This window comes from Pseudomonas sp. SDO5591_S426 (assembly GCF_054070755.1).
Genome location: NZ_JBSVXD010000056.1, coordinates 9,907 through 31,231, shown reverse-complemented (window position 1 = coordinate 31,231; position 21,325 = coordinate 9,907). Strand labels below are relative to the sequence as shown.

The window sequence follows — 21,325 nt, the reverse complement described above, 5'->3', positions numbered from 1 at the left end:
GATTACCTGTGGGAGCGAGCTTGCTCGCGATGGCGTCAGTAGCTTCGACTAAGTTCTCTCGGCTAAAAACCTCAGCAGTTCGGCGGTGACAAACCCCGGATTCTCCAGATTGGAAATATGCCCCGCCTCCGGCACCAGCACGCACTCGCAACCGATCAACTCCGCCATTTCATGGGCCTCCGATGGTGGCCGCGGCTTGTCCTGATCACCGCACACCACCAGCGTATTCGCCGCATCCAACTCGCCCAATCGCGGCAACAGATCATCCCGGCCAAAGGTAATCCGCCCCATCGGCACGATGCTTTCGCGCAAGCGCTCCGGTGGTAGTGCAGCAAGCTTGGCGCGGAAGTCCTGATAAAGCGCCGACTGCGGGTCGATACCCGGACGGAAGAAAATCGGCACTACGATGTCCAGCAGCTGCGGCGCGATCACACCGGTTTGCTCGATCATGTCGAACAACGAGAAATAGTACTGGCGAGTTGGCTCCGGTTCGACGCCGACGTAAGTGTCCATCAGCACCAACCCGTTGAGCCGCTGCGGTGCCGACAACGCCAGACGCACGCCCCACATTCCGCCGACCGACAGCCCGACCAGCGTCACCCGATCGATATCCAGATGATCAAGCAGCGCCAAGGCCTGACGCGCCACATCGTCCAGCGAAGTCGTGCCTGCGGGCAACGGCCCGGATTCACCGTGGCCCCACAGGTCCAGGGCGATCACCCGGTACTGCTGCGACAACGCGGCAATCTGCGGCGCCCACATGGCCTGGTCCCACAGGTAACTGCCGGCCAGCAGGACGGCCGGGCCGCTGCCTTGGTCGATGTAGTGGAGGGGTTGTCCATCTATCGTTACGAAGGGCATTGACTGTCTACTCGCCAAAATTGGAATGCCAAGACTGAGCCGTGCGCCATTGGCCGTCAATCATCCAAACGTTTCAGCCTTTGGCCTTGATGCGACGCACTGGGACGCGGATTTTCGTTGGTGATTTGTAACAGCATTTGGGAAGCGTCTGACATCAATTCATCGGCAGCCTTGATAGCGTTGCACTGAACCGGACTTCAGGGCGATTGCGTGTAATCAGGTCAAGGAAGACTTTTTTGCACGCGCTGGAACTACGCCTTGGAGTCAGTGCCACGTTGCAGGACAAGGAGTCATGAATGTTCAATACGCGCCCCGATACCCGTTTCACCCTCACCATCACTGACTATGAACACGACTTTCAGGTCCTTGAGTTCACAGGCAACGAGTACATCAGTGAACCCTACGCCTTCGAGATCGAACTGGTTAGCGAACGACCCGATCTGGACCTGGAAAACCTGCTGCATAAACAGGCTTTCCTGGCCTTCAACGAGCATGGCAATGGCATTCACGGCCAAGTCAGTCGCGTCGCCCGTGGCGATGGCGGCAAACGCCTGACTCGTTACAGCCTGACGCTGGTACCTCAGCTGACCAATCTGGCGCACCGAACCAACCAGCGCATTTTCCAACAACTGACCGTCCCGCAGATCATTGCGCAAGTACTGGAGGATCACGGCCTGCACCGTGAGTTTCACGAGTTTCATCTGGTCTCGGCATATCCTCCTCGCGAATACTGCGTGCAATACCGGGAGTCGGATTTGCACTTCATCCAGCGCCTCTGCGAAGAGGAAGGCCTGCACTATCACTTCTGTCATAGCCGCGAAAAACATCTGCTGGTGTTTGGCGACAGTCAGTCAGTATTCCCCCGGATTGAAGGCACGACGCCATATCGACAAGACAGCGGCATGGTTGCCGAAGAGCCGGTCATCAAGCAGTTCAAGCTGCAAATGGTCGCCCGAACCAGTCGCACCACACACCGCGATTACGACTTTAAAAAAGCCAGCAGATTGCTGGAATCCGAGTACCGAGCCAAGCCCGGTTACGCTGAGCCGAATCTGGAAGATTATGTTTACCCGGGCCGTTTCACCCAGGGCGAGCGCGGCAAACTGCTGAGTCAACGAGCATTGGAACGCCACCGCGCCGATCACCGTCTGGCCGAGGGAGAAAGCGATCAACCGGCCCTGGTTGCCGGTTATTTTCTACAGCTATCCGACCATCCGATCAGCGAATTGAATGATCTGTGGCTACTGACAAAAATCAGCCATGAAGGCCGACAACCTGGCGTACTCGAAGAAAACGCTGACCACGATACAACCGGCCTGGGAAATGACTTTGTTCAGGGTTATCGCAACCGCTTTCTCGCCACGCCCTGGGACGTTTTTTACCGCCCGCCCCTGCGCCACGAAAAACCTCGAATGCTCGGTAGTCAGTCCGCCACGGTCACCGGTGCCAAAGGCGAGGAGATCTATTGCGACCAATACGGTCGGGTCAAGGTGCAGTTTCACTGGGATCGCCAAGGCCGGCATGACGATAAAAGCAGTTGCTGGCTGCGGGTGGCCTCCAGTTCAGCGGGCAATGCCCATGGCAGCGTCACCCTGCCAAGAGTGGGCATGGAAGTGCTCGTCAGTTTCCTGGAGGGTGACCCCGACCATCCCGTGATCAGCGGCTGCCTGATCAACAGCATCAACCCGCCGGCCTACGAACTGCCGGAACACAAGACCCGCAGTGTATTTCGATCCCGCAGTTCACCGAACAGCACAGGCTTCAACGAACTGCATCTTGAGGATCGCGTCGGCCGGGAGTTGATCTACCTGCGCGCCCAACGCGACATGGAACAGAAGATCGAAAACGACAGCCGCCTCGAAGTGGGCAATGAGCGTCGGGAAACGGTCAAGGGCAACAGCGTTACGGTGCTGGAGGCTCAAGAGCACCGCACCGTCAGGGGCGATCGCAAGGTACACATCGCCAGCAACAGCCACACCCGCGTCGATCAATCCCTGGTCATCGATGTGGGCGAGCAGGTCTGCATCAAGGCGGGTCAGCATCTGGTTCTTGAGGCGGGCACCAGCATCAGCTTGCGGATCGGAGGCCAGCACATCGTGATGGGCCTTGGCGGTATTTTCAGCAGCAGCGATATACAGATCGGTGGCGCTCCGGTGCCGGGCTCAGCCATATCGGCACCCGGGCTGGTTGACGCGCTATCAGCGCCACCGCAACTGCCTCCCCTGTTAGCACCCAGCCAAAGCGCATTAATGACGGCCAGCAAGATGATGGCTTCGGACTTTTGCCCGATTTGTGAAGCCTGTCGCGAAGGTATCTGCCTGCCCAAAGGAGCCATCGCATGACCGACTCGTTTCCCCGCCACTGGATGTCTGATCAGCAACGTTCTGGTCATTCGTTGTGTTTGATACTGGACTCGGAAAATGAACGCGACATTCGCCAGTTGCTATTGAGCTCCAGCCAATTCGAGCAATACGTGAGTGTCTACGAGGGTACTGACATCGCTGATCTGGCGGATGCCGGACCGTTCATCTTCACCCTCGACCAGCCCGGCGACGGTCGCATCGATCAACTCCTCAAGCATCCGCAGCGCGACTGGGGATGGCTGGCCAGCCTGCAAAAAGGTGACCTGCCCAAACTGATCAAACACTGGCATGAACGGTTGCTCATCGGTACGCGCCCGCACCAGGCGCTGTATCGCTTTCACGACAATCGGGTGTTGGCCCGAGCCCTCGAACAATTATCCGCCGAGACTTATTCGCCCTACCTCGGGCCGGCGGTCAGTGTCTGCTACTGGGATGGCGCAGACTGGAAAACTGCCAACAACCCTGCCCCCGACAGTTATCCCGTGCCCAGCGACCCCTTGTGGTTGCGCACACCGGTTCACCCTTCACAGGCGAACGAAATCCTGCGGATCAATGCCCATCGCTACCTGCTGGCCGAGCATGTAAAAGCCTACGCCGACCTCGCCGAACTGCACGACCCGGACGTCTGGCTGCGCGATCGGCTGGCGCAAGCGGATGCATGGGGCTGGCATGAGCCGCAGCAATTGGAGTTTCTGCTGGTCCAGAGTCTGCAGGCACCGGCCTATACCCTCGCAGCGCATTGGCAGGTGCGTGCCGGGGAAACGCCGGCTGAACATTTTGAGCGGGTGTACGTACTGCGGGGGGTGATGCCGTGATGAACGGTGTTTGGCGAGCCGCGGGCCTGGGTGGCTGCATCGTGTTGGTCGCCGGCTGCGCCAGCCAGCCGAATACCTTCACTTTCACCGCGGACTTACCGCCCGGTTTCGCTTACGTCGCAACGGTCTACTACGTTCCCGCCAAGGGTGAAACCTGCACCGTTGAGAACCGCGACAACATAGCGCCCACGTTCAATCGGGAATGGCGAACGCAATACGAGCCGGATGCCGAAATCACCATCCGCCGCACGCGCAAAGGCTGCCCCTTGGTGATCCGGCGCATTGAGCTGGATATCAATGCGAGCTATGGCAAAACCCGCAGAGAGTTTAGCGCGGACAGCGCCAATGTTGCCTTTCGGGATGAGTTGGAAGAGCAGTACCAGCGCACTTTCAGCGACTCGGGTGAAAGTATGTTTTTCGGCGAGTGCCAATGGTGGTTCCGCACCTCGGGCAAGCCCCGCATCCTCAGAAAAATCCTCGACTGCAAAAAAACCAATGCGCAAGGCGACTTGGGAAAGGGTCGCCCGTTCTCGGCGTACACCCTCGATCAACTGCCGGGCAAGGTCGTGAAAATGAAGATCACGCTGGCTAAAGAGGAACGCCCCGCCATTGGCGACACCTGGGTCAAGGTGCCTAACGGCTGGAAGAGGTGCATGGGCGACAACTTCGAAGACCAGTACGCGTTTTGTTACGGCAACTACAAAGACTTCAGCGGCTTTCAAATGCCCGACGGACGCCAATGCACCATTTACCCAGGCTGCATGGAATAAAAGGAGATTTGTACATGACGTCAATGGATAAAGAGTTGTCCTCAGGTTTGGGCAGCAGAGTGCAGGAGTGCCCTCCTCGAGTGAACTCCGTCGATAACATCCGAGTAGCAGACTGCAATTTGGGAAGCGTCTGACATCAATTCATTGAGTCTCTTGTTAACGTTGCACGGAAACGACTCCGACACGTCGTGTTGTGATCTGGCCATGGAAGGTCTTTCACATCCGGGCCCCGGAGTCTGTGCCATGTCACCGGACAAGGAACATTGGATGTTCGACGCTAACCCACACTTGCGATTCACCTCTGCGTTGCGCACGACAATTCTGAGTGGTTGTTTCGCGCTGACCGCCGGCTGCGCCAGCCAGCCGAATACCTTCACTTTCACGGCGGATTTGCCGCTTGGTTTCGCGTATCAGGCCATTGCCGTGTATGTGCCAGCCAAAGGTGAAACCTGCACGGTACCCGGCGGGAGGAACACTGAGGTTGGGTATAACTTGAAATGGCGTGAATCCTACGCACCTACATCCGAAGTTGCCTTGTACAGAACGGTCAGCGGCTGCCCTTTGGTAATCAGGCGCATTGAGTTGGAGATCAATGCCTCCTACGGCAAAACCCGGGGAGATTTTGGCGGCGACAACGCCAACGTCGCCGTTCGGTATGAGTTGGAGGCGCAGTACCAGCGCACTTTCAGCGACTCGGGTGAAAGTACGTTTTTCGGCGAGTGCCAATGGTTGTTTCGCACCGCGGGAGCCTCGCGGCGCATCGTCAAAATACTCGACTGCAAAAAAACCAACGCACAAGGCGACTTGGGAAAGGGTCGTCCGTTCTCGGCGTACACCCTCGATCAACTGCCGGGTAAGGTCGTGAAAATGAAGATCACGCTGGCTAAAGAAGAGCGGCCTGGCTGGGGAGACACCTGGGTCGAAGTGCCCGGGGGCTGGAAGCGCTGCATGGGCAAAGGTTTTGAGGACCAACGTGCCTATTGCAATGGCAATTACACGGATTTCAGCCACTTCAAGATGCCGGATGGCCGCGTCTGCACCATTTACCCCGGCTGCACGGAATAAGGAGATTTGGACATGACGTCAATGGATAAAGAGTTGTCATCAGGTTTGGGTAGCAGAGTGCTGTCATGCCCGGTACAAGGCAAGTGGAGCAGCTTTCAACTGGTCGACGAGTCTGGTTCTGGCGAACCGTATGCCGGACTGGTCTATACGGTGATCGATTCGGAGGGGCAGAAGTACAGCGGCTATCTCGATATCACGGGCACGGGAACAGTCACCAACCATTTTGCCGGGCCGATTGCGCTGGTTTTCCACGATACGTACGAAGGTACAGAACAGCTGTATAAAGACTTACAGACGAGACCCCACTACCCCTTAAAAATCACCGAACTCCAGGTACGCGCCGAGCAAACCCGCTATCTGAACTCAGACGCAACCCGCACCATGGAAAACCCCGCCCAAGCCTGCGCCGATGAGTTCCTCCAGGTGGAAGTGCGTCATCTGGTCAAGCATGTTTCGCATTTACCTCCAGAGCTCAGTCGCCCGGATGGCCTGGGACGGACAAAAATCATGGGCGAACATGGCAAGCTCGGCCTTGCACTGTTGCCGCAGCAGCACACCGTGCTGGAAGTGCGACCGCTGCGGGCCTTGCGCCCAATGCTGTCGACCGGCCCCGAATTCTGCGCGCTGAACCTCTACCAACTCGCATTGATGGCCACCTTGAGTTACTGCCCTTTTGGTCAAAAGCCAGAAGAAACCCCCGTGAAAGAGACCACCGTGAGCTTCCCGCTGCAACCGAGCGTGGGAAATTGGTTTGGTGAAGCCTTGGCCACGTTCGATGAATTGTGGCGGATCGAGTCGAAGCAAGCCAAACCTTACTACCCGCTGTATGAAGATGTGCCGTATTCAAAACGACTGGAGATCGTGCCGTTCGACCCGGTTCTCTATGACGTCAACAATCCCGAGCTGGAAGATGAACAGGAACACCCGGCCAAGGTTCATTTTCTCGACGACAGAAAAATCGGGGCGAAATCCACCGATACCCAGGCTTTCATCACCCACAACGACGAACTGATCCTGATTGCTGTGCGGGGTACTTCTGAATATATCCCCGATGGCCTGCGCGATGCCGATGCATACCAAGTTCCTTTTGAGGGCACCGACAGCAAGGTGCACCGTGGCTTCTACGAGAGTGCACTGAAGGCATACGACTTTGCACTGAAGTACCTCGAAAAATTTTACGCCGGCCAAAAAATCTTGATTTGCGGTCACAGCCTCGGCGGCGCCGTTGCACTGTTGCTCGCGGAAATGCTGCGTGGACGTGAAGGTTTCAATTACACCCTCCAGCTCTACACCTACGGCGCCCCCCGCGCCGGTGACGCCAACTTCGTCAAAAGCGCTGAACCGCTGGTGCACTACCGCATGGTCAACCACAACGACCCGGTGCCCAGCGTGCCCGGCACCTGGATGAACACCAAGGCCGATGTGTTCGGCGCCGGGGCTGCGCTGGCCTTCACCAACGTTCCGCTCGGCGTATCGGTATTCGTTGCGGGCATCACCAACTTGAGCGGCGAGCCTTATGAACACCACGGCACCTTGCGCCACTTCATGCCTGTGCAGTTTAACGGTAGGGAAATGTCCTCGATCCTCTGGGAACCAGGTTGTGACGTCATTAACCAGCATGCCGCGTGTACCTTGGCGCTGCAGCAACATAACGGCCTGCCGAACCGTCCATCATTGCTGGCGCAGATATTCCAGGTCGGGAACCACTTCATGATGGGCGCCTACATCCCGGCGTGCTGGGCCGTGCTACGCCGTTGGCAAGAAGCATCGGAGTCTAACCGTTCGCTGGTCACCCCCCGAGAGTTTGAGTTCGTAGAAGGATCACTGGTCGTCGTCACGCAAAATCTGCGCGACAAGCGACGTGATTTGCTAGCCAGGCCGGATGCTTACGTGCGCAGCCAGGAAAACTTCATCACAGCCCTCGAGCAGGAAATCGACAAGATCAAAACCACCCGCACGCGACTGGCGAACCTGCGTTATCGGCACATCACGCAAGAAGATGTCTATGGCGCGCTGTGCGCTCAACCCGAACAACTGGCCCAGTGCCTGACACGCTGGCAGGCACACCCGCAAAACCAGGCCGCCGAGCAACTGGCCATGGCTCCCAGACCAAGACACATCGATAGCTTGATGGCGGCGAAAACCTTCGATATCGATTCGATAATTTGAACCTCCGCACATTCAGCATTGATGGTGGCCTATCTGACGCCATCGCGGGCAAGCCCGCTCCCACAGTGGTCGGTGGTGAACACAAAATCTGTAACCACCATAAATCCCTGTGGGAGCTGGCTTGCCAGCGATGAGGCCGCCACAGACGCTAGAGCATCAAAGCCCCTCCAGCTCAGCCATCAAATCATTCAACCGATCCACCTTCTCCTCGGTGATGTCGCTGGCCGCCAACCCATCGATGTACCCGGCCAGTTCTTCCACCGTGCTGCACTCGAACATCGCCCGTAGCGGCACATCCCGTTGCAGGGTTTTCTGTACCCGCGAGGCAATCTGCGTGGCGAGCAGCGAATGCCCGCCCAATTCAAAGAAGTTGTCGCGCACACCAACCTTCTCCACCTTCAGCACCTCGGCCCAGATCGCGGCCAGGGTTTGCTCCAGCTCATTGCGCGGCGCTTCGTAGTCCTGGCTCTGCAACTGGCCGATCTCCAGCGCCGGCAGGGCCTTGCGGTCCAGTTTGCCGTTGGCGTTGAGCGGCATCTTGTCCAGCCACAGCCAATGCAGCGGCACCATGTACTCCGGCAGTTCGGCGCGCAGGCGTTGTTTGATGCGTTCCAGGCGCTCGGCTGGGTTGAGCGCTGAATCCGCAGCCACCAGATAGCCGACCAGATGTTTACCGTTCGCACCTTCCTGCACACCGACCGCCGCGTCGCGGACTTCCGGTTGTTCATGCAGGCGCGCTTCGATTTCCCCCAGTTCGATGCGGTAGCCGCGAATCTTCACTTGATGGTCGATACGCCCGACGTATTCCAGCACGCCGTCACTGCGACGGCGGGCCAGGTCGCCGGTGCGATACAGGCGATCGCCCGGTGCGCCAAACGGGTTGGGCACAAACACCTGGGCGGTGCGCAACGGGTCGCTGACGTAACCGCGCCCAACCCCGGTGCCGGCAACGCACAACTCGCCTACTGCGCCCAGCGGCACCAACTCCAGCGCGCCGTCGAGCAGGTACAAACGGTTGTTGTCGGTCGGCGTACCAATCGGCAAGTAGCTGCCGCGAGTCGAGGCCATGTCGACGCGGAAGAACGCCACGTCATCCGAGCATTCCGCCGGACCGTAGGCGTTCACCAAGCCGATGTCCGGATAACGCAGCAGCCATTGATGCGCCAGTTCCGGCGGCATCGCCTCACCGGTCGGCAGCATCCAGCGCAGGCCGTCGAGGCTCATGCGCTCCTGGGCGAGCATGCCCTGGATCAGCGACGGCACGCTTTCCAGCACGGTGATGCCCTGAACCGAAACATGTGCCAGCAAACCTTGCGGATCGTGAGCGACGGTGTTCGGCACGATGTCGACCCGCGCGCCGAACAGCGGTGCGGCGAGGAACTGCCAGACCGAGATGTCGAAGCTTTGCGAAGCGGTCTGCGCGATCACGTCGGACTCGCTCAGGTTCAGGTACGGCACCTTGCTCAACTGGTTATTGAGCATGCCGCGCTGTTCGACCATTACGCCCTTCGGCAAACCGGTGGAGCCGGAGGTGTAGATCACGTAGGCCAGGTTGTCCGGGCCGCTGTAGATGCCCGGATTGGCCACCGAAACATCGCTCGCCTGCACATCTTCCCAGACCAGCAGCTTAGGTCGATTGGCACAGCCGAACTCTTCCAGCAACGCGTCGGCTTGTTCACGACACGCCTCGGTGCAGACCAGCAACGGCGTACGGCTCAGGTCGATGATGCGGCTCAGGCGCTGAGTCGGCAGGCCCGGGTCCAGCGGCAGATAACCTGCGCCGGCCTTGAAGCTGCCGATGATCATGCCAAGCAAATCGAGGTTGCGTTCAGCCAGCAACGCCACCGGCTGATCGCGCCCGACCCCGGCAGCGACCAAGGCGTGACCGAGTCGGTTACTGCGCTGGTTCAGCTCGGAAAAGCTGTGCTGCTGATCGAGGCAACTGGCAGCGATCCGCTGCGGATGCGCCGCGACCTGCGCTTCAAACAAGGCCACATAGCTCTGCTCAAGCGGATATTCGTGTGCACTCTGGTTGCAACCGTGGATCAGGAAGTCCTGTTCCTCGGCACCGAGCAACGGCAAGTCAGCCATGTCACCGTGGAACCCTTCGACCAACGCCAGCAACAAGCGCTTGAACTCACCGAGCATGCGCTCGACGGTGTTTTCGTCGAAGTAACGCTGGTCGTACGACAGGTGCAAGCCCAGGTCATCGCCTGGATAGCACACGGCCGTCAGCGGGAAGTTGGTGTGGGTACGACCGGAATCGGAGGTCGCGTTGAGGCTCTGCGCACGGTCCAGCACCGAGGTTTCCACCGGGGCGTTTTCGAACACGAACAGGCTGTCGAACAGCGGCTGGCCCTTCGGCAATTCGCTCTGCTCCTGGATGTTCACTAGCGGCAGGTATTCGTACTCGCGCAGTTGCATGTTGTTGTCGAGCAAGCCGCTGAGCCACTGACGCACGCTGCAACGCTGATCGTCCTGCGGCATTTTCACCCGCAGCGCGATGCTGTTGATGAACAGGCCGACGGTGCGTTGCATCTCCGGCATTTCCACTGGTCGCCCGGCTACCGTGACACCGAACAACACGTCACGATCACCGCTCAAGCGGCGCAGCACCAAGGCCCACGCCGCTTGGGCGAAGGTGTTGATGGTCAGCTGATGGGCCTGCGCCAGTTCACGCAGTTGTGCGCCGTCGCGGGCGTCGAGTCGGGTGTAGCGGTCGCCGACGATCATGCCGCCGCTGTCGCCAGCGTGCTCACGCAGGAACGGCCGGTCGCTCGGGATCGGCGTCGTCCGCTCGAAGCCTTGCAGGTTGGTTTTCCACCACTGCCGCGCTTCGGCCAGGCTCTGGCGTTGCAGCCAGCCGATGTAGTCGCGATAACGCGGCGGCACAGCCAGTTGCGCGTCACGGCCTTCGCCGAGGGCGCTGTATATTTCGAAGAAATCGTTCATCAGCAGCGAACGGCACCAGGCATCGATGAGGATGTGGTGGTTGCTCATCATGAACCAGTAGCGCGCCGCACCCACGCGGATCAGGCGCAAGTGGAACGGTGCCTGGTTGAGAAGATCGAACCCGGCCTCGCGCTCGGTCTTGAGCAAGGTTTGCAGCTTCGGTTCCTGCTCGGCTTCGGCGATGTCGCTCCAGTCGAGGTACTCGATCGGCGTGCTGCCCGGCTTGTGGATAACTTGCAGCATGTCTTCGCCGACGTTCCAGCAAAACGATGCGCGCAAGGCTTCGTGGCGGGCGATCACCGCTTGCCAGGCCTGGGCGAAACGCTGCGGGTCGAGTTCGCTGTTGATGCGGTAGCGATCCTGCATGTAGTACAGGCCGGTGCCCGGTTCCAGCAGGGTGTGCAGCAGCATGCCTTCCTGCATCGGCGTCAGCGGGTAGACGTCTTCGATCACGACGGCCGGAATCGGCAGCGCATCCAGTTGCGTCTGGTTGAGTCTGGCCAGCGGGAAGTCCGACGGCGTCAGGCCACCGGCATCGTCGCGCAGACAATGTTCGATCAGGCTTTGCAACTCGCCGAGGTAGGCGTCCGCAAGGTCCGTGATGGTCTGCGGATCATGGCGTTGGGCGCTGAAGGTCCAGCGCAGGACCAGCTCACCGCCGTAGACCTGACTGTCGACGCTGAGCTCGTTGGGCAACGGCGCATTCAGATCATGGGCCGCGCCTATGGCTTCATCCAGCGGATGGAACAAGGCATCGCCACCAAAACTCTGATCGAACTGACCGAGGTAGTTGAAGGTAATCGGTGCCACCGGCAATGCGGCCATGCTCTGGCGACTCAAGTCATCGGCAAGATATCGCAGCACGCCATAACCCAAACCTTTATGCGGCACGGCGCGCAGTTGCTCCTTGATCGCCTTGATCGACGCGCCCTGCCCGGCCGCTTCTTCAATGTTCGACGGCGTCAGGCGCAGCGGGTAAGCGCTGGTGAACCAGCCGACGGTGCGGGTCAGGTCGATCTCGTCGAACAGCGCTTCGCGACCATGGCCTTCCAGTTGAATCAGCGCCGAGGCGTGACCGCTCCAGCGGCACAGCACGCGGGCCAACGCGGTCAGCAACAGATCGTTGACCTGAGTCCGGTAGGCGCTCGGCGCCTGTTGCAGCAATTGCCGGGTGCGCTCGCTATCGAGGCGCACGCTGACGGTTTGTGCGTGACGATTCTGCCGACCTCCCTCAGGGCGATCACACGGCAGCTCGGCACTCGGCCCGGCCAATTGTGTCTGCCACCAGCTGAGTTCTTCACGCAGCGATTCACTGCCGGCATACGCTTGCAAGCGGGCCGCCCAGTCCTTGAAGGCACTGGTTTTCGCCGGCAGTTTCACCGACTGCTGCGTATCGAGTTGGCGATACACGGTTTGCAGATCGTCCAGCAGCACGCGCCAGGAAACGCCATCGACCACCAAGTGGTGAATCGCGATGAATAGCCGTTGCTGGGCCTCTGGACCATCGACCAGCAGCACGCGCATCAGCGGCCCCTCTTCGAGGTCGAGGCTGCGCTGGGCGTCGGCGAACAGCGCCGCGCATTTGTCCATCGACGTAACGCGTACTTGCCACAACACCGGCGCATCGGAAATCGTCTGATGTTCGGCATGCCATTGGCCAGCGACGTTGCTGAAACGCAAACGCAAGGCGTCGTGCTGTTCGATCACCGCCAGCAGCGCTTGCTCCAGGCGATGGGGTTCCAGAGGCGCAGTCGGTTGCAGCAACAACGCCTGGTTCCAGTGTTGGCGCTGTGGAATGTCGGTGTCGAAGAACCAGTGCTGGATCGGCGTCAAACGCGACTCACCGCTGATCAAGCCTTGCTCGGCGGTGACCTGCTGGGTGCGGGTCGCCACGGCGGCGAGGGTCTGCACGGTCTGGTGCTGGAACAGGTCGCGCGGGCTGAAGTGAATGCCCTGCTGCCGCGCACGGCTGACCACCTGGATCGACAGGATCGAGTCGCCGCCCAGTTCGAAGAAGTTGTCGTTGAGGCCGACCTGTTCGACGTTAAGCACTTCGCACCAGATCTGCGCCAGGGTGACTTCGAGCTCGTTGCTCGGCGCCACGTACTGCTGACGATTCAGCTCAGGGTCCGGCGCCGGCAGCGCGCGACGGTCGAGTTTGCCGTTGGCGGTCAGCGGCATGCAGGCGAGCAGAATCAGGTGCGTGGGCACCATGTAATCCGGCAACTGCGACTTGAGATGCGCCTTGAGTGCTTCGCGCAGTTCAGCCTGTTGCGCCTCACCAAGCTCTGCGACTTCGGTGACCAGATAGCCCACCAGTTGTTTGCCGCTCGGTGCATCGAGCGCCAACACCACGGCTTCACGCACCGACTGGTGTTCCAGCAGACGGGTTTCGATTTCACCGAGTTCGATGCGGAAACCGCGAATCTTCACTTGATGGTCAATCCGCCCCAGGTATTCCACCAGACCATCCGCGCGCTGCCGCACCAGGTCGCCAGTGCGATAAATACGTCCGCCATTGTCGGCGAACGGATCCGCCACAAAGCGTTCGGCGGTCATGCCTGGACGCTGGTGATAACCCTGCGCCAGACCCGCGCCACCGACGTACAACTCACCGGTCGCGCCTTGCGGCACCAACGCCAGATCGGCGTCGAGAATGTACGCCACGCGGTCGCCGATCACGCTGCCGATCGGCACGCTGCCCAGGCCTTCGTCCAACACCTCAGGCGCGAGACTGGCCAGCGGCATGACCACGGTTTCGGTCGGCCCGTATGCGTTGAAGAACGCGCTCGGTTTGAACGCTGCACGAATGCGCGACAGGTGTTCGCCGGTCAGCGCTTCGCCGCCGGTGATGATCATGCGCACCGGCAGAATTTCATTGCGGGTCGCCAGCCATTGCGCCAACTGGCTGCCGTAGCTTGGAGTGAAACCGAGGACGTTGATGTGATGGGTGCGGATCAGCCCGCAGATTTCTTCGGCATCCCATTGGCCCTGCGCACGCAACACCACTTGCGCGCCGCTCAACAACGGCACCAACAGACGCTCGGTGGCGGCGTCGAAGTTGATCGAATAGAAATGCAGTTCGCAATCGTCCGGGCGCATGCCAAAGCGCTCGATCACAGCACGGCAGTGCATGGCGATTTCGCCGTGGGACACCACCACACCTTTCGGCTTGCCGGTGGAACCCGAGGTGTAGATCAGGTACGCCTGATGTTGCGGCAGGCTGATGAAGGGCAGCTCAGTGGCCGGGTAATTGGCCAGCGCGGCAGCGTCTTCTTCCACGCACCAGCGGCCGACCGTCGACGGCAATTCGCCGAGAGCCTTGAACATCGCCGCGTCACTGAGCAGCAAGCCGACGCCGCTGTCTTCGATCATGTAGTGCAGGCGATCGAGCGGGTACTCCGGGTCCAGCGGCACGTAGGCGCCACCGGCCTTGAGGATCGCCAGCAGGCCGATGACCATTTCCAGCGAACGCTCAAGCGCCAGGCCCACGCGCACCTGCGGCCCGACACCCCTCTCGCGCAGCATCCACGCGAGGCGATTGGCGCGGCTGTCGAGTTCGGCATAGCTCAGGGTTTGCCCGGCAAACGTCAGCGCCGGCGCATCGGCACGCGCCAGTGCCTGTTCGCTGAACAGGTGATGGATGCACTGGTCGAGGCGATGTTCCCCCTGCTCAACGCCAAGGCTGTCGAGCAGGTTTTTTTGTTCCTCGGCTGCCAGCAACGGCAGTTCACTGAGGCGCTGCTGCGGATCGGCAATCAGCGCTTCCAGCAGGTTGCGCCAATGTGCGGCCATCCGCGCAATGCGCGGTTCGTCGAACAAATCAGTGCTGTAGGTCAGGCAGCAACCCAGGCGATGGTCGAGGTCGGTGACTTCCAGGTTGAGGTCGAACTTGGTCGCCCGGGCATCGTTGGCCAGGTACTCGACCGTCATGCCAGCCAGGGTTCGGCTCTGCTGGAATTCCCAGCGCTGCACGTTGCACATCACCTGGAACAACGGGTTGTAAGCGGCGCTGCGCGGTGGCTGCAAGGCTTCCACCAGATGATCGAACGGCAGGTCCTGATGGGACTGGCCTTCGATCACCGTATGACGAACCTGCTCGAACAACTCGCCCACGGACATCTGCCCGTCGAGCTGGCAGCGCAACACTTGAGTATTGAGGAACGCACCGATCAGCCCTTCGCTTTCCGGACGGATGCGGTTGGCCACCGGCGCGCCGATGCGCAGGTCGGTCTGGCCGCTGTAGCGATATAACAACGTGGCCAGGGCGGCGGTCATGGTCATGAACAGGGTCAGGCCGTTTTGCGCGTTGAAGGCGCGGACCCGGGCCGCGAGGTCATCGCTCAGGTCGAAACGGAACAGTTCGCCTTGATGGCTTTGTACCGGCGGACGCGGACGGTCGGCGGGCAACTCCAGCAGCGGATGTTCGCGGCCCAGTTGCACGGTCCAGTAGTCGAGTTGGCGTTGACGTTCGCCAGACTCCAGCCACTGACGCTGCCAGACGCTGTAATCGAGGTACTGCACCGGCAGCGGCGCCAGCGGAGATTCGCGGTCATCGACGAAGGCTTCGTACAGCGCACTCAACTCGCGGGCGAAGATGTCCATCGCCCAGCCTTCGGTGACGATGTGGTGCAAGGTCAGCACGAAGTAGTGTTCCTGCTCGGCAGTCTTGACCAGGCAGGCGCGCAGCAGCGGCCCGGTTTCCAGATCGAACGGTTTGTGCGCTTCGGCGTCGGCCAGTTGCTGGACCCGCCATTCGCGACCATCGGCATCCAGCGCGGTGAAATCTTTACAGTCCATGCGCACGCCCGTCTCGGCATGCACCTGCTGACGCGCCACGCCGTCGACGCTCGGGAACGTGGTGCGCAGGGTTTCGTGGCGCAAGATCAACGCTTGCAGCGCCGCTTCGAACCGCCCGACATCCAGCACCCCGCGCAGCCGCGCCATGCCACCAACGTTGTAGGCCGGGCTGTCCGGCTCCATCTGCCAGAGGAACCACATACGCTGCTGCGAATAGGACAACGGCACCGCTTGGCTGCGGTCGACTTTGTCGATCGGCGGCTGTTTGTTGGTGCTGCCGCTGGCCTGGATCAAGCGAACTTGTTCGGCGAACGCACCCAGCTCACTGTTCTCGAACAGCGCTCGCAGCGGCAACTCGACGTCGCAGGCCTGACGAGTGCGGGAAATGATTTGCGTGGCCAGCAGCGAGTGGCCGCCGAGGGCGAAGAAGTCGTCGCGCAGGCCGACCTGCGCCAGGCCCAGCACTTCGCGCCAGATGCCGGCGATCTGTTGCTCCAGTTCGGTCACAGGCTCGACGTGTTCGCGAACCTGCCACTGCGGTTCCGGCAACGCGCGGCGGTCGAGTTTGCCGCTCGGGCTGAGGGGCATTTCGTCCAGGCGCATCAGTTGTGCCGGGACCATGTACTCCGGCAATTCCGCCGCCAATGCGTTTTTCAGTCGTGCGGTTTGCGCGTCGATGGATTCGGCGGAATCGGTCGTGGTGTAGTAAGCGATCAGTTGTCCACCGGCCGAGGTTTCGCGCACCAGCACCACGGCTTGGGCAACACCGTCCTGAGCCAGCAGACGCGCTTCGATTTCTTCCGGCTCGACGCGGAAGCCACGCAGCTTGACCTGCTGATCGAGGCGACCGAGGTATTCGATCACGCCATCGGCGCTCCAGCGTGCACGGTCACCAGTACGGTACAGACGCGCGCCCTGCTCGCCCAATGGATCGACGACAAAGCGTTCGGCGGTCAGGCCCGGACGCCCCAGGTAACCGCGCGCCAGGCCGATGCCGCTGATGCACAACTCACCCGGCACACCGGCCGGAACGGGGTTGAGATCGCTGTCGAGTACACGGCAAATCACATTGCCCAAGGGCCGGCCAATCGGCGAGCGCTCGCCATCGGCGCGGCTGCAGTGCCAATGGGTGACGTTGATTGCGGTTTCGGTCGGGCCGTAGCGGTTGTGCAGTTGCACCGCCGGCAGTTGCTCCAGCACGCGGTTGCGCAGTTCGGTGGGCAAGGCTTCGCCACCGGAGAACACGCGGCGCAGGCTGGTGCATTCAGCCGTCAGCGGTTCGTCGATGAACAACGCAAGCAGTGGCGGCACGAAGTGCAACGTGGTCACGCCGAATTGCTGGACCAGTTGCGCAATGCGGTGCGGATCACGGTGTTCGCCGGGGCCGGCAATCAGCAGTCGCGCGCCGGTGATCAGCGGCCAGAAGCATTCCCACACCGACACGTCGAAACTGATCGGCGCCTTTTGCATCAGCACATCAGTGCCGTTCAGGCGATAGGTGTTCTGCATCCATTGCAGGCGCTCGGCGAGTGCCGCGTGGGTGTTGCCGACACCCTTCGGTTGCCCGGTAGAGCCAGAGGTGTAAATCACATAGGCGAGGTTGTCGCCGTGCAGGTGCAGGCCCGGCGCATGGCTCGGCCAGTTTTCCAGGTGCAAGGCGTCCATGGCGATCACGCAGACGCCGTCAGTCGCCGGCAAGCGTTCCAGCAACTGGGTTTGCGTCAGCAGCAAATCGACGCCGCTGTCGTTGAGCATGTAGGCCAGGCGTTCGGCCGGGTAATCCGGATCGAGTGGCACGTAGGCGCCGCCGGCCTTGATGATCGCCAGCAGACCGATCAGCAGTTGCGGCGAGCGCTCGCAGGCGATGGCCACGCAGACATCCGGACCGACGCCTTTGTCTCGCAGGTAGTGGGCCAGGCGATTGGCCTGGGTGTGCAGTTCAGCGAAATCCATTTGGCCGCCGTCCCACAGCAGCGCGGTGCGCTCCGGGGTCCGGCGTGCCTGTTCGTTGAGCAGTTCGGGCAGCCATTGGTTGGCTGGCGTACAAGGTGCGACGGACCAGTCGGCTTGCTGATCGTGCTCAGCGCCGGTCAGCAGTTGCAGGTCGCCGATGGCGGATTGCGGTTGTGCACAAATGGCGCGCAACAGGTTACTGAAATGCTCGGACAAGCGTTCGATGGTCGCCGTATCAAACAACTCACTGGCGTAGTCGAAGGACAGGCTCAGGCGACCGTTGCGATCCTCTTCACTGTGCAATTGCAAATCGAACTTGGCTTCGCGGCTGTGCCACGGCAGCTCTTCGGCCAGCAACCCCGGCAGGCGTTTCAACGCACTGAGGTCACGTTGCTGGTGGTTGAACATGACCTGGAACAAGCCCTGTTCACGGGCCTGCGGGAAGGCTTCGAGCAGTTGTTCGAATGGCAGGTCCTGATGCGCTTGCGCACCCAACGCCGCCTGACGGGTTTGCCCCAACAGTTCAACGAATGGCAGCCGCGAATCCAGCTCCGCGCGCAGCACCTGGGTGTTGATGAAGAAGCCGATCAGCCCTTGGGTTTCCAGGCGCGGACGGTTGGCATTCGGCACACCGATGCGGATGTCGCGCTGGCCGCTGTAGCGGTGCAACAAAGTCTGGAACGCGGCGAGCAGCAGCATGAAGGCGGTCGATTCGTGGGCCTGGGCGGTCTGGCGAATCGCCTCGCTCAGGGTCGACCCCAAGCGCACGGTGTGACGGGCGGCGCTGTGCAGTTGTTGTGCGGAGCGCGGATGGTCGGTGGCCAGGCTCAGGGTCGGATGCTCATCGCCCAACCGGTCTTTCCAGTAGGCCAGTTGACGCTCGCCCTCTCCTTGCGCCAGCCATTGACGCTGCCAACTGCCGTAGTCGGCGTATTGAGTCGGCAATGGCGCGAGCGCCGCTTGCTGCCCTTGGGAAGCCGCCGCGTACAGCCGCGAAAATTCGTCAATCAGCACATTCAGCGACCAGCCGTCGGCGATGATGTGGTGCATTGTCACCAGCAGTTGATGGTCTTCATCGTCGAGGCGTACCAGTGTCACCCACAGCAGCGGACCTTTCTCCAGATCGAACTGGGTCCGCGCCTCGTCCTCACGGATTTGTTGCGCGCGAGCCTCACGATCGGCGACCGGCAGATCGCTGATGTCGATCAGTTGCAGGTTGAACTCACTGGCCGCATCGACCTGTTGCAACGCCACGCCATGACGCTCGAAGAAGCGTGTGCGCAAAGATTCATGGCGTTCGATCAGGTGCTGGAAACTGGCGCGCAAGGCGTCTTCATCCAGTTCGCCACGCAGGCGCAGGGCGCCGGGAATGTTGTAGGCGCTGCTTTGCGGGTCAAGTTGCCAGGTTATCCACAGACGGTTTTGTGCCAGGGATTGCGGCATCGGTTGATGACGCGACAGCGATGTGATTGCACCCTGGGCCAGGCCACCGTCTTGCTGCTGACGGGCCACGACATCGGCGAATGCGCCGAGGGTCGGTGCTTCGAACAACAGGCGCAGGTTCAGCTCCAGGCCCAGTTCTTCGCGCAGACGTGCCACCACCTGCGTTGCCGCGATGGAGTTGCCGCCGAGCAGGAAGAAGTGATCGTCGGCGCCTACCTGCTTGACCTGCAACTGTTCACACCAGATCTGGCCTATCAGGCTTTGCAGCTCCGAAGCCGATTCGGTAATGCCCACGCTTTCGGTCGTGGCCGACGGGAACACCGCGTAGCTGTCGAGGCTGCCGTCCGCCAGACGATTGCGGCACGCCGAGCGTTGCAGTTTGCCACTGGAAGTCTTCGGCAGTGCGCCCGGATTGAGCAGCACCACCACGCTCGGCGCTTCTTGATACGCCTCGGCCACGGCTTGGCGAATGGCTTTGATCAACGCTTCGGGCGGCAGGATTTTCTGCACGCTGCGGCTGATTTCCGCCGCGATGCCGATGCCTTCCTGACCGTCGACGGTGACGGCGAACGCTGCGACACGCCCTTTGCGAACCACTTCCACTTCGCGCTCGACGGTCTGTTCGATGTCCTGTGGATAAAGGTTGTGACCGCGCACGATCAGCATGTCTTTCAGGCGACCGGTGATGAACAGTTCACCGTTGCGCATGAAGCCCAGGTCGCCGGTGCGCAACCAGGTACGACCGGCGTGCTGGACGAACGTCTTGGCGGACGCTTCGGGGTTGCGCCAGTAGCCGTGGGCGATGCTCGGCCCTGCGGCCCAGACTTCGCCGACGGCGTTGTCGGCCACTTCAGCGAGCGTCGCCGGGTCGACAATCAGCACGGCGTGATCCGGCTGACTGATGCCGCAACTCATGATCGCGCTGCCCTCGCCAGGTTCGGCGCGGTTTTGCGTCAGGGCCTGATCGTCTACACGCAGGTTGCCGATGCCTTGACCACGCGGTGTACCGGCGACGAACAGTGTGGCTTCGGCCAAACCATAAGAGGCCATGAAGCTGTCTTCAGTGAAACCGCAGCTGGCGAACTTCTCGGCGAAACGCTCCAGGGTGTCGAGACGAATCGGCTCGGAGCCGGAGTACGCCACGCGCCAGCCGCTCAGATCGAGGCGCGCCAGGGCTGATTCACTGACCCGCTCACTGCACAGGCGATAGGCAAAGTCCGGGCCGCCGCTGATGGTGCCGCCGTATTCACTGATCGCTTCGAGCCAGCGCAACGGCCGGCCGAGAAAGTACGCCGGCGACATCAACACGCACGGCACGCCGCTGAAAATCGGTTGCAGCAAGCCGCCGATCAGGCCCATGTCGTGGTACAGCGGCAGCCAGCTGACGATCACGTCGTCGGGGTTCAGGTCTATGCCGAAACCGTGACGAATCAGCAGTTCGTTGGCTACCAGGTTGCCGTGGCTGACTTGCACGCCTTTGGGCAATGCCGTGGAACCGGAGGTGTATTGCAGGAAGGCGATGTGATCGTCTTGCAGATCCGCCGCGACCCAACGCTCGGCCATCGCGCTGTCGAGGGTGTCGACACACAGCAGCGGCGGCGCCCCTTCGATTTGCAGCAAGGCATCGCGCAGATCGGCGCTGGTCAGCAACAGACGCGGTTCGGCGTCACTGATGATCGACAGCAAACGCTCCTGGTGATGACGCTTGGCCGATTCCGGCGGATAGGCCGGCACCGCAATCACACCGGCATACAGGCAACCAAAGAATGCCGCGACGTAATCCGGGCCACTGGGAAACAGCAGCACCGCGCGGTCGCCAAAATCAGCCTCGGCCTGCAATGCGCCAGCAATCGTTCGTGCGCGCTGATCCAGTTCGCGATAACTGAGTACCACAGCCTGGTCCTGGGTTTCGGCGAGAAAACGCAAGGCCACCCGATCCGGCGTCAGGGCCGCGCGGCGCTGAAGGGCTTGGACCAGTGTGCTGGGGAGTTCGAACGCGTCGGTCATGAGGTTTCCTGCCTGAATTCGGCTTGCAAATGGAATCGGTTTTGCACTGTGCAATTCATCCTTGAGAACGGATGGCATCTGCAAATAATTAGTCGACAGGCTTGAACGCCAGGCGGGCTGGGGTGCC

General features: G+C 60.9%; 7 protein-coding genes. 5 read left to right on the top strand and 2 right to left on the bottom strand.

Annotation, left to right across the window (positions count from 1 at the left end; all coding sequences use genetic code 11):
• Positions 1 to 48: 48 nt before the first annotated feature.
• Complete coding sequence (locus ACW9JC_RS13740) at positions 49 to 861, bottom strand: alpha/beta fold hydrolase (protein ID WP_457455384.1); 813 nt, start codon at positions 859 to 861, stop codon at positions 49 to 51.
• A gap of 296 nt (positions 862 to 1,157) precedes the next feature.
• Between ACW9JC_RS13740 and ACW9JC_RS13735 the strand changes: the two genes are divergently transcribed.
• The 5 genes from ACW9JC_RS13735 to ACW9JC_RS13715 all read left to right on the top strand — a co-directional run bounded on the left by ACW9JC_RS13735 (position 1,158) and on the right by ACW9JC_RS13715 (position 8,043).
• Positions 1,158 to 3,203 (top strand): type VI secretion system Vgr family protein, encoded by a 2,046-nt coding sequence (locus ACW9JC_RS13735; RefSeq protein WP_457455382.1) that lies wholly within the window; start codon positions 1,158 to 1,160, stop codon positions 3,201 to 3,203.
• On the top strand, positions 3,200 to 4,039 hold the full coding sequence (locus ACW9JC_RS13730; protein ID WP_457455380.1) for a DUF4123 domain-containing protein: 840 nt from the start codon (positions 3,200 to 3,202) through the stop codon (positions 4,037 to 4,039). The genes ACW9JC_RS13735 and ACW9JC_RS13730 overlap by 4 nt, the downstream gene beginning before the upstream one ends.
• Entirely contained in the window at positions 4,039 to 4,809 is a 771-nt protein-coding gene (locus ACW9JC_RS13725) for a hypothetical protein (protein WP_457455379.1), read from the top strand. Before ACW9JC_RS13730 ends, ACW9JC_RS13725 begins: the two co-directional genes overlap by 1 nt.
• A 243-nt stretch (positions 4,810 to 5,052) precedes the next feature.
• Positions 5,053 to 5,874, top strand: coding sequence for a hypothetical protein (locus ACW9JC_RS13720; RefSeq protein WP_457455377.1), 822 nt, complete (start codon positions 5,053 to 5,055; stop codon positions 5,872 to 5,874).
• A gap of 12 nt (positions 5,875 to 5,886) precedes the next feature.
• Positions 5,887 to 8,043 carry a lipase family protein gene (locus ACW9JC_RS13715; RefSeq protein WP_457455375.1) on the top strand — a complete coding sequence of 719 codons (2,157 nt, stop codon included), beginning with the start codon at positions 5,887 to 5,889 and terminating at the stop codon, positions 8,041 to 8,043.
• A gap of 156 nt (positions 8,044 to 8,199) precedes the next feature.
• Here the strand turns inward: ACW9JC_RS13715 and ACW9JC_RS13710 are convergent, their stop codons facing one another.
• A complete protein-coding gene (locus ACW9JC_RS13710; protein WP_457455374.1) occupies positions 8,200 to 21,198 on the bottom strand; it encodes a non-ribosomal peptide synthetase in 12,999 nt (4,332 codons plus the stop codon).
• Positions 21,199 to 21,325 lie beyond the last annotated feature (127 nt).

Excerpts from the sequence above, each read along its gene's own strand:
- ACW9JC_RS13740 (WP_457455384.1), bottom strand. The coding sequence starts at position 861 with ATGCCCTTCGTAACGATAGATGGACAACCCCTCCACTACATCGACCAA.
- ACW9JC_RS13735 (WP_457455382.1), top strand. The coding sequence starts at position 1,158 with ATGTTCAATACGCGCCCCGATACCCGTTTCACCCTCACCATCACTGAC.
- ACW9JC_RS13730 (WP_457455380.1), top strand. The coding sequence starts at position 3,200 with ATGACCGACTCGTTTCCCCGCCACTGGATGTCTGATCAGCAACGTTCT.
- ACW9JC_RS13725 (WP_457455379.1), top strand. The coding sequence starts at position 4,039 with ATGAACGGTGTTTGGCGAGCCGCGGGCCTGGGTGGCTGCATCGTGTTG.
- ACW9JC_RS13720 (WP_457455377.1), top strand. The coding sequence starts at position 5,053 with ATGTCACCGGACAAGGAACATTGGATGTTCGACGCTAACCCACACTTG.
- ACW9JC_RS13715 (WP_457455375.1), top strand. The coding sequence starts at position 5,887 with ATGACGTCAATGGATAAAGAGTTGTCATCAGGTTTGGGTAGCAGAGTG.
- ACW9JC_RS13710 (WP_457455374.1), bottom strand. The coding sequence starts at position 21,198 with ATGACCGACGCGTTCGAACTCCCCAGCACACTGGTCCAAGCCCTTCAG.